The following is a 9985-nucleotide window of genomic DNA, read 5'->3' as shown; positions in this document are numbered from 1 at the left end:
TAAATAAATATATTGCCATTAACTTCACTTATAAGATCAAAAATAAAGAAAATAATTTTTATTTAGTGAAAAAAATATAGAGTTATTATATACACACGTATTTTTTACTGTAATCTTTTTTATTCTTTCGATTGGAACATTGAATGCTTACTTGTAAACAATATGAGTTACTCTTGTTTATTCACAATCATATAAAAGAAACAGGTGTTCCTCCTTCTTTTGAAGAAATGAAAATTGCTTTAGAACTTTCTTCAAAATCTGGTATTCATAAGCTTATTATAGCCTTAGAACAACGAGGTTTTATACGTCGTTTGCCCAATCGTGCTCGTGCAGTGGAAGTGATTCGCCTTCCTGAGAAAATAACATTTAACCTTTCTCTAGCACGTAAAATTTCTCCCAGTATGATAGAAAAAAATAGAGGTAAAATATCAAAAAACTTCGCTAATCTTGGTAAGTTTGAGGAAGAAGAAAAAAATATTACAATTCCCATTATGGGACGTATTTCTGCGAGCGTTCCCGCCTCTGCTATACTACAACAAATAAGCACACTGTCTCTCCCGCACGATATGGTTAATACAGGTGAGCACTATGCATTAGAAGTTAAAGATAATTCTATGGTAGAGGCTGGTATCTTTGATAAAGATACGATTATTGTAAAACGTCAAAATACAGCAATATCAGGTGAAATTATTGTCGCATTTATTGATAAAAAAGAGGCAACATTAAAACGTTATCGACGAAAAGGAACCTCTGTTGCATTAGAAGCCGCTAATCCTCACTACGAAGTACGTACATACAAATCCGAGCGTGTAGAAATACAAGGCAAACTTACCGGACTTATTCGCAAATATTAAAGAATAAACCCATATATGCAATAGATATCGCAATAAAATACAGTAAAAAAACTTGTTGCGTATTTTTTTATTGTGCCATACGCAATTAGCTTTCCTCACACAGCAAAAGAATAAGGTTCAATTCGGTCTATAAACAATTCAAATCCTTATCGAACGGTTTTTACTTCCACTCTTCCCTCTGTATATTTGTTTTTCACTTACGAAAGACTTGATAAGTAAACTTAAAAATATTCTCCCCGTACTCTAAAAGAACTTGAATACTTTAAAAGATTTTATCTTATATCATAGCCCTCAATAACAGCATTTGACAGCATAATAAGATAAAATTATAAGCATACAAAAAATATTGTAGAAAAAAATCAAATAAATTTATAACAGGTTGTTATATTAAAATAAAAAACATCTATCCACTTTTTAAGTCAATAAAAGCGGAACGCAATCGTTCATAGTAATTATAGGATTATCATGGTAGCACCTCGTATTAGTTTTGTCTCTCTCGGATGCCCAAAAGCACTCGTAGATTCTGAGCGAATTATTACAAGCCTCCGCTCTGAAGGGTATGAAATTTCACGTCAACATCAAGGAGCTGATGTCGTTATTGTGAATACCTGTGGCTTTCTTGACTCTGCCAGAAAAGAATCATTAGCCAATATTGATGAAGCTCTCAAAAAAAATGGAAAAGTCATTGTAACAGGGTGTCTTGGTGCTGATCCTGATGTTATTCGCCAAGCATACCCTAATGTATTAGCCATTACAGGACCACAAGCTTATGAGAGTGTTATACAAGCTGTTCATACAGCAATTCCTCCTGTTCATGATCCTTTTCTTGATTTAGTTCCTCCCCAAGGTATTCGTTTAACTCCTCGCCATTACGCCTACTTAAAAATTTCTGAAGGATGTTCTAACAGATGTAGTTTTTGTATTATCCCTACACTGCGTGGTGATCTTACTTCACGCCCCATCAGTGATGTTCTTCGCGAAGCTGAAAAACTTGTACAAGCGGGTGTAAAAGAGCTTTTGGTTATTTCACAAGATACGAGTGCTTATGGTATTGATCTTAAATATCTCGAAAATTCTTGGAAAGATCGCACAATCAAAACGAAATTCTTTGATCTGTGTCGCGAACTAGGTAATATGGGTATTTGGATACGTATGCATTACGTTTATCCTTATCCCCATGTGGACGAAGTTATCGAACTTATGGCAGCAAAAAAAATTCTCCCTTATCTGGATATTCCTTTTCAGCATGCATCACCGACTGTTTTGCGTCATATGAAGCGTCCTGCTCTTATGGAAAAAACAAACCGTAGAATTGAAAAGTGGCGAAAAATATGTCCAGATCTCGCTTTACGATCAACATTTATTGTCGGATTTCCAGGCGAAACAAATGAGGATTTTAATATGCTGCTAGAATGGCTAGAAGAAGCAAAAATTGAACGCGCTGGATGCTTTAAATATGAAGAAGTAAAAGGGGCTGTTGCAAATGATTTGAGATTAGAAAATATTCCTGAAGACGTGAAAGAAAACCGCTGGCATCGTTTTATGGCAAAACAACAACAAATTTCTACACATCTTTTAAAGAAAAAAATTGGAAAAAGACTCTTGGTCCTGATCGATGAAAGTCAAGGAAAAGTAGCCAAAGGTCGTAGTCAATACGATGCTCCAGAAATAGATGGTGTTGTCCATATATCATCACGACGCCCCTTGCGTGTCGGTGAATTTGTCACCGTTAAAATCGAACAATCAGATGCCTATGATCTTTATGGTATAGCAGTTTAAAAATTTAACTTCTTCCCATCCCCAATGGCGAAGTTTTCCATCAGAGTTGGTTTATAAAAAAGAAACTGCTCGCAATAGGGGGCAATGACTTATGTGACTGACTTCATGAGGATTTATGGACAATCCCTGCCCTAAATGATGGTATTTTACAGCATAACGGGATAAGATAAAATCTACAAGGATCCCTCATTTAAAAAAAGAAAAAACCGATAATCTTGCTATCATGTCATTTTCTCGTTTTCCATATTGCAATAAAATCATTGCTTATTTAAAGGAAGCTTTTTAAATTGTGTTTTATGCATACAAGAGCTCTGCTTGTGATATGCAGGGGATGTTTTTTATGGATAGAAATGAGAAAATTTGAAATAAAACTCCTACGGTTGTTAATTGCAAAGCAATAAATTATCATTATAAATAAGTATCTTATCTTAAATTCTTTGAACTTATTTTTTGATATCTCATTTTTATTAACACGTTTTAAAATCAAAGAATTTTTTATCAAGCAAGTGACTTGGGCGCACATTCGTTAAAGCGCGAATCATTGTATCCTTACGTCCTGGCATTTGTCGTTCGATATTTTTCAGCATTTCTTTCATTGCATTACGTTGTAAACCATCTTGACTACCGCAAAGATTACAAGGAATAACAGGAAATTGCATTGCTTGAGAAAATTTTTCCATATCTTCTTCAGCGGCATAGACAAGAGGACGTAACACAAAAAGATCTCCTTCATCATTTTTAAGTTTTCCAGGCATAGCGGCTAAGCGGCCACCGTGAAACAAATTCATAAAAAATGTTTCCAAAACATCATCACGATGATGCCCTAAAATTAATGCAGAACACCCCTCTTCACGTGCAATGCGATAGAGATTACCACGTCTCAATCGAGAGCAGAGTGAACAATATGTCTGTGTCTCTGCCAATTTTTCTGTAACAATGGAATAAGTATCTTGATATTCAATACGATAGGGAATTTTATAAGAACTCAAAAAGTCTGGAAGAATATGTTTAGGGAATCCTGGTTGTCCTTGATCAAGATTACAAGCAAGAATTTCAATGGGTAAAAGACCACGCCACTTTAAATCTAAAAGAAGTGCTAATAAACCATAAGAGTCTTTTCCACCCGATAAAGCAACAAGCCATTTTTTTCCAGTAGAGAGCATAGAAAAATCATCCAAAGCTTGCCGCATATGACGCAAAAGCCGTTTGCGCAATTTATTAAATTCCACACTTGAAGGAGCTCGCCGAAATATGGGATGACAATCATCTGCTGTGCTTACCAAAAGATCATCTTTTTTTTCGTTTTCTTCTATTGCCTGATATTCAACAGAAACACCATTCATAAGACCATACCTGCACAAGTAATAGCTCGTTTTGCAAAGACAGAATAAATATAAAGTAAGCTTATATTTATATTTTTTGAATTTATAAAAATAGATATGAAAAAAAGAAATGGAACTATATAAGCTTATAACACTAGAATAGTGCAATAAACTTAATATAGAACCATTCACAAAATATTTGTTAACTTCAAAGATTATAAAAACAACACAATATAGTCTGAAATTATAACAATAGAAGAGAAACAACTTTTCTCATAAAAAATTATCGAGAATAAAATTCAACGACCAAATTAGGTTCCATTTGCACAGCATAAGGAACATCTGCAAAAGCAGGAATACGTGTAAAGGTCGCTTTCATCTGTTTATGATCGGATTCAATATAATCAGGGACATCACGTTCAGCCAATTGTACTGATTCTAAAATCAAAACAAGCTGTTTTGATTTTTCCCGAACCTCAATAACATCACCTGGCTTACAACGATATGATTGAATATTTGTACGTCGCCCATTTACATTCACATGACCATGATTAATAAATTGTCGAGAAGCAAAAATCGTAGGTACAAATTTCGCACGATAGACAACAGCATCCAAACGTGATTCTAAAAGACCAATAAGATTTTCACCTGTATCACCTCGACGACGTGCAGCTTCCACATAAGTTTTATGAAATTGCTTTTCTGAAATATCTCCATAAAACCCTTTCAACTTCTGTTTAGCGCGCAATTGCACCCCATAGTCAGAAAGTTTTCCTTTACGGCGCTGTCCATGTTGACCTGGACCATAATCACGACGATTGACGGGAGATTTTGGACGACCCCAAATATTTTCTCCCATACGTCGGTCAATTTTATATTTTGTTGTTTCGCGTTTACTCATCGCATTTCCTTTAAAATGAAAAACGAGATCTTTAAGATCCCAAGGAAACGCGCCCTCCTCTGCCTTTAAATACAAAAGACTGACAGAATAGCTCAACATCTCAATATGTAAAGTTATCCACGGGACACGTCAATTACTGCCATTTTCCTGAAAAAATAGCTAGAGTACCTTTATTGATCCCGTATCTCAAAGTCAACTCCTTTCATGAGTTTTAAGCCAAATCCTTTTAACAAATGTTCCGTTGAAGAAGTGATATTTTTCGATGTCAGCAACGCAAAATCTTGATATTTCTTTACGGGCTGTTGATGTATTTTTTCCGACAATGGCAATAATGATCTGATATGTTTGGCGATCGCTTTTGCTGGATCAATCCATCCAACAGACCATAAAGCTTGTTCAAGAAAGAATTTCATCAAAAAAGGATAATGAGTGCAGGCTAAAACAATAACATCAGTATACTTGCCATTTTTTTTCACAAAGCATGGCAGAATTTCTTTTCTTAACGCTTCTGAATCGATAGATTTTCCTCGTAAATAATCTTCAGCAAATCCAGCAAGCTTTTCACTTCCTACAAGCTGAACATGACACTGCCCAGCAAAAGAATTAATTAATTCATTTGTGTAGGCACGTTTAACTGTTCCAGGAGTCGCTAATACGGAAATAAAACCAGATTTTGTTTGTTCAGCAGCTGATTTAATTGCAGGAACTGTGCCTACGAAAGGGACATGAGGAAAATTGTACCGTAAATCAGCCATCATCAGTGTAGAAACAGTGTTGCAAGCAATCACACATAAAGCAGGGTTATAGCTTGTTAAAAGATTTGTAAAAATCTTTAAAACGTGTTGTTTTAAAACATTTTCTTCCCAATTGCCATAGGGAAATCCTGCATCATCAGCTACATAAATAAATTGTATTTCAGGGATAAGAACGCGCGCTTCCCTCAATACTGTCAAACCACCAATACCACTATCAAAAAAAAGAACAAGCCGTTCATCCATCAGTTTTCACACTTATTTTTAATTTTTTGACGATCGCGCTCTGTAGGTGCTCTACTCCCCCGTGGATATTGTGGAGAAAAATGATCTAATGAAGATATAACGCCTCGCAATAACCGAACTTCAGATTCACTAAAGTTAGCGCGCGTAAAAACAGAACGCAAATTTGTAAGCATAACCTCTTTTCGTTCTCGGGGTCTAAAATACCCTCGGATATCCAAAGCCTCTTCTAATTGAGATAAAAAACCATGAAACACTGTTTTATTTGCAGGTTCCATCTCTGCTGCACGAAATGCTGTATCGTTCACATTTTCTAGACCAGTCTTCATCCATTCGTAAGACATCAAAAGAGCCGCTTGCGCAATATTAAGTGATGCAAAAGCAGGATTAACTGGAAAAGTGATGATTTCATCAACAAGGCTGATTTCATCATTTTCTAGTCCCCATCTCTCTCTTCCAAAGACAATACCTGTTTTATGTCCGATATTTTCACGCTGACGGAGTACAGTTGCTGCTTCAACAGCACTTTTTACAGGTTTAAATCCACATCTTTCACGTGCTGTTGTAGCAAAAACATAATGTAAATCCGCAATTGAAGCACGCAATGTGTCAAAAATAACGGTGTTGTTAATGACATGATCAGCTTTACTTGCAGCAGCTCTAGCTTTTTCATTTGGAAATGTTTCTCGGGGGTTGACAAGCCGAAGCTTAGAGAGACCAAAATTTGCCATTGCCCTTGCAACCATACCAATATTTTCAGGAAGCTGCGGTTCAACTAAAATAATAATGGGACCATTTGTTAAATTTTCACGATTCTTGTTCGTTCCAGCCATAAATCTTACCTAGTTTCATTTAACGAACTCCGTCTCCACTATTTTTTAACACAACTTTCTTCTAAAGTACTCTAATGCTGTTTAATAATAAATTATAGACAATACTATTTTTTCACTCAAAGAGCGCAGATTCCCTCATAATAAATTTTAAAAGCCGTCAAAGTGAACGATGGAGTTTATAACAATTTATATAAGATATCGTAGCGTTTTTTACATCAATATTATATTTTTTAATAGGAAATAGCCTCTACAAATTATAATCTCAGTTGAATTATGAAATCATAAATCTTAAAAAAGGAATATGCACTTTATTCCCAAACTTTTTCCTGCAAAGCTTATCCGCCGTTATAAACGTTTTCTTGCAGATGTTAAACAAGATGATCAAGATGTCTTCACTGTGTCGGTACCTAATACAGGATCAATGCTTGGATTAACAGCTTCCAACGCCAATATTTGGGTTTCATATCATAACAACACCAAGAGAAAATATGCCTATCAATTAGAAATTGTTGAATCCGATAATACTTTGGTTGGCATTAATACCACTTTACCTAATAAACTAGCCTTAGAAGCAATTCAAAATGGATTACTACCAGAATTAAGTGGATATAAAACAATTTTAAAAGAACAACGCTATGGAACACAATCACGAATTGACTTTCTTTTACAGGATGGCATTCTTCCTGATTGTTACCTAGAAGTCAAAAATGTTCATTTTATTCGTCAAAAAGGATTAGCAGAATTTCCTGATACCCAGACAAAACGGGGGACACGTCACCTTGAAGAACTCATACAAGTCGTACAACAAGGAAAACGAGCTGCTATGCTTTATGTTATTCAACGAGAAGATTGTACAGCTTTTACAATTTGTCATGACCTTGATCCACTCTATGGACGTAAGTTTGATTTAGCATTAAAATCAGGGGTAGAATGTTATGCTGTAAAGTGTCACGTAAGTGTAGAAGGCATTTTTCCGATTCAGAGAGTAAAAATAGAAAACAGAAAAAACAATGATTGAGTATATTGAATATAATAAAACCCCTTTAAAATTTAATGGGAAAATTCGCATTTTCGATGACTATGCTTTTGCTAAAATGCGTGAAGTCGGTCGTATTGCTGCAGAATGTCTTGATGCACTTACGGATATTATTAAACCTGGCGTCACTACGCAAGAAATTGATGATTTTGTATTTACTTTTGGTGTACAAAAAGGAGCTCTTCCTGCTGACTTAAATTATCATGGATACAGCCATTCATGCTGTACATCTATCAATCACGTTGTCTGTCATGGTATTCCCAACAAAAGACCTCTGCAAGAAGGCGATATTGTGAATGTTGATGTAACTTTTATTCTTGATGGTTGGCATGGTGATTCAAGCCGCATGTATCCTGTCGGAAAAATCAGACGTGCTGCAGAACGCCTTTTACAAATAACCTATGAAAGTCTTATGAGAGGAATCGCTGTCGTTAAACCTGGAGCAACAACAGGTGATATTGGTGCAGCCATTCAACAGTATGCAGAATCTGAACGGTGCTCAATTGTGAGAGATTTTTGTGGACATGGTATCGGCCAGCTTTTTCATGATGCCCCCAATATTCTCCATTATGGAAATCCTGGAGAAGGAATCGAATTAAAACAAGGAATGATGTTTACGATTGAACCTATGATTAATCTTGGTAAACCACAAGTTAAGATTTTATCTGACGGTTGGACTGCTGTTACCCGTGACCGCTCTTTGACAGCACAATATGAACATACAATTGGTGTAACAAATGAAGGGTATGAAATATTTACACAATCGCCTAAAAATATTTTTTATATTCCAAATTTGCAGACCTAATACACTGTAGAGATGTTATGACTAAAAAATTAAAGCAAAAGGAAGATATTCAAAGTGATCACTTTGCATTAACATCAAATTCTCCACTTACCCCAGTATCAGAAAGAAAAAGTAAAGAGCCTAAGAAAAACGCACAGCTTAATAAACATTATCAAGGACATCGTGAACGTCTTCGAAAACGCTATTTAAAGTCAAAAGGAAATGCACTTGAAGATTATGAATATCTTGAATTATTACTTTTTCGCACAATACCCCGTGCAAACACAAAACCTATAGCTAAAAATTTGATAGTACATTTTGGTTCATTAGCTGATGTGCTGGGCGCTGATATTCATCGACTTCAAGAGGTTCAGGGATGTGGTCCTGCAACTGCAATTGATTTAAAAATTATTTCAGATGTTGCTGGACGTCTTGCTCGTGCAGAGTTGTTTAAACGCGATATTTTTTCATCATGGGATAAAGTATTAGCTTATTGTAAAGCGGTTATGGCTCACGAAACGCGTGAACAATTTCGTATTTTATTTCTCGATAAGAAAAACGGCTTACTTGCCGATGAAGTACAACAAACTGGAACCATTGATCATACCCCTGTTTATCCTCGTGAAGTTATTTCTCGCGCTTTAGAGTTATCTGCATCAGGGCTTATCTTAGTCCACAATCATCCCTCTGGTGATTCCACCCCCTCTGATGCAGATATAACAATGACATACAGATTAAAAGATGCAGCAAATGCATTAGGCATTACGATCCATGATCACCTTATTATTGCACGCCACAACCATACAAGTTTTAAAGCATTAAAACTTATATAAACTTTATGGATAAAAAAGGATTCATTCGGAGATGAATAGCAAATCAATTTTCCAAATCAATATCCAATATAGCCATTGAGAAATTATAGGACAGTTCATCTTCATCTTCATCTCGATAAATAACGCCTAAAAATTCATCCCCCATATAAACCTCACAAGAATCATCTTTTTTAGGCCGTGCTCTAACCTGCAATGCTGAGTTTTGGAATGTATTTTTTAAATAATTATCAAGTTTTTTTATTTCATCAGCATTCACTATTCTCTCCTGTTTTTTTGAGACGATTAAAATAATTGCGTGTCGCGCAAATAAGACACTTCTCTGATTCTGTAAAAGCCAGTAAAAAAGCTTAATTTTTGAATATTGACTTAATATTACATATATTTATAGCTCTTTCTTTAATATATTCATAAAGAACTTTTTAAAAATGAGTCTATCATTATTAAATATACCCGTATAGATAAAAAAATGGCAGAAAACTGTATATTTTTAGTAATTTTACTTTATCTCCGATTTTAGGCATCTGCATTTATGATACATGTTTAGAAGAAAAATTAATCAACGATTTATAATTTTTACCATTCTATAGAAAACTAAAATTATAATCATTTTTTATTTAAAACTATAGTTTTTAGTATAAAATATTATTG

At 35.0% G+C, this 9985-nt stretch carries 10 protein-coding genes; 5 read left to right on the top strand and 5 right to left on the bottom strand.

Features of this window, described 5'->3' with window-relative positions:
• Nucleotides 1-143 precede the first annotated feature (143 nt).
• Together lexA and rimO are read left to right on the top strand one after the other, a co-directional pair.
• The gene (gene lexA / locus HWX04_RS07215; RefSeq protein WP_175869474.1) at nucleotides 144-854 is read left to right on the top strand and encodes a transcriptional repressor LexA; all 711 of its coding nucleotides are present in this window, start codon (nucleotides 144-146) and stop codon (nucleotides 852-854) included.
• A 465-nt stretch (nucleotides 855-1319) separates the two neighbouring features.
• Entirely contained in the window at nucleotides 1320-2633 is a 1314-nt protein-coding gene (gene rimO, locus HWX04_RS07210) for a 30S ribosomal protein S12 methylthiotransferase RimO (RefSeq protein WP_175869473.1), read from the top strand.
• A 467-nt stretch (nucleotides 2634-3100) separates the two neighbouring features.
• On the opposite strand, the gene ttcA is transcribed toward rimO, so the two are convergent.
• From ttcA to HWX04_RS07190, 4 genes are all read right to left on the bottom strand, one after another.
• Nucleotides 3101-3976 (bottom strand): tRNA 2-thiocytidine(32) synthetase TtcA, encoded by an 876-nt coding sequence (gene ttcA / locus HWX04_RS07205; RefSeq protein ID WP_175869472.1) that lies wholly within the window; start codon nucleotides 3974-3976, stop codon nucleotides 3101-3103.
• 262 nt (nucleotides 3977-4238) lie between these two features.
• On the bottom strand, nucleotides 4239-4856 hold the full coding sequence (gene rpsD / locus HWX04_RS07200; protein WP_175869471.1) for a 30S ribosomal protein S4: 618 nt from the start codon (nucleotides 4854-4856) through the stop codon (nucleotides 4239-4241).
• A gap of 170 nt (nucleotides 4857-5026) precedes the next feature.
• Nucleotides 5027-5854: a glutamate racemase gene (gene murI, locus HWX04_RS07195; RefSeq protein ID WP_175869470.1), complete on the bottom strand. Its 828-nt coding sequence runs from the start codon at nucleotides 5852-5854 to the stop codon at nucleotides 5027-5029.
• Nucleotides 5854-6684, bottom strand: a complete 831-nt coding sequence (locus HWX04_RS07190) for an RNA methyltransferase (protein WP_175869469.1) — start codon at nucleotides 6682-6684, stop codon at nucleotides 5854-5856. The genes murI and HWX04_RS07190 overlap by 1 nt, the downstream gene beginning before the upstream one ends.
• A 301-nt stretch (nucleotides 6685-6985) precedes the next feature.
• Here HWX04_RS07190 and sfsA point away from each other — a divergent pair, with 301 nt between their 5' ends.
• Genes sfsA through radC form a run of 3 tightly spaced genes read left to right on the top strand, consistent with a single transcriptional unit; the run spans nucleotide 6986 to nucleotide 9337 of the window.
• Nucleotides 6986-7702 carry a DNA/RNA nuclease SfsA gene (sfsA, locus tag HWX04_RS07185; RefSeq protein ID WP_175869468.1) on the top strand — a complete coding sequence of 239 codons (717 nt, stop codon included), beginning with the start codon at nucleotides 6986-6988 and terminating at the stop codon, nucleotides 7700-7702.
• On the top strand, nucleotides 7695-8525 hold the full coding sequence (map, locus tag HWX04_RS07180) for a type I methionyl aminopeptidase (protein WP_175869467.1): 831 nt from the start codon (nucleotides 7695-7697) through the stop codon (nucleotides 8523-8525). The genes sfsA and map overlap by 8 nt, the downstream gene beginning before the upstream one ends.
• 17 nt (nucleotides 8526-8542) lie before the next feature.
• Nucleotides 8543-9337, top strand: a complete 795-nt coding sequence (gene radC / locus HWX04_RS07175; protein WP_175869466.1) for a RadC family protein — start codon at nucleotides 8543-8545, stop codon at nucleotides 9335-9337.
• A gap of 43 nt (nucleotides 9338-9380) precedes the next feature.
• On the opposite strand, the gene HWX04_RS07170 is transcribed toward radC, so the two are convergent.
• Nucleotides 9381-9593: a DUF3126 family protein gene (locus HWX04_RS07170; RefSeq protein ID WP_005773530.1), complete on the bottom strand. Its 213-nt coding sequence runs from the start codon at nucleotides 9591-9593 to the stop codon at nucleotides 9381-9383.
• Nucleotides 9594-9985: the final 392 nt, after the last annotated feature.

Source organism: Bartonella gabonensis (assembly GCF_903679515.1).
Classification (GTDB): Bacteria; Pseudomonadota; Alphaproteobacteria; order Rhizobiales; family Rhizobiaceae; genus Bartonella; species Bartonella gabonensis.
Note: the sequence above shows the minus strand (reverse complement) of the source record. Positions and strands in the feature narration are given on the sequence as shown.

Coding starts and splice junctions, on each gene's coding strand:
- lexA (WP_175869474.1), top strand. CDS start 144: ATGCTTACTTGTAAACAATATGAGTTACTCTTGTTTATTCACAATCAT.
- rimO (WP_175869473.1), top strand. CDS start 1,320: ATGGTAGCACCTCGTATTAGTTTTGTCTCTCTCGGATGCCCAAAAGCA.
- ttcA (WP_175869472.1), bottom strand. CDS start 3,976: ATGAATGGTGTTTCTGTTGAATATCAGGCAATAGAAGAAAACGAAAAA.
- rpsD (WP_175869471.1), bottom strand. CDS start 4,856: ATGAGTAAACGCGAAACAACAAAATATAAAATTGACCGACGTATGGGA.
- murI (WP_175869470.1), bottom strand. CDS start 5,854: ATGGATGAACGGCTTGTTCTTTTTTTTGATAGTGGTATTGGTGGTTTG.
- HWX04_RS07190 (WP_175869469.1), bottom strand. CDS start 6,684: ATGGCTGGAACGAACAAGAATCGTGAAAATTTAACAAATGGTCCCATT.
- sfsA (WP_175869468.1), top strand. CDS start 6,986: ATGCACTTTATTCCCAAACTTTTTCCTGCAAAGCTTATCCGCCGTTAT.
- map (WP_175869467.1), top strand. CDS start 7,695: ATGATTGAGTATATTGAATATAATAAAACCCCTTTAAAATTTAATGGG.
- radC (WP_175869466.1), top strand. CDS start 8,543: ATGACTAAAAAATTAAAGCAAAAGGAAGATATTCAAAGTGATCACTTT.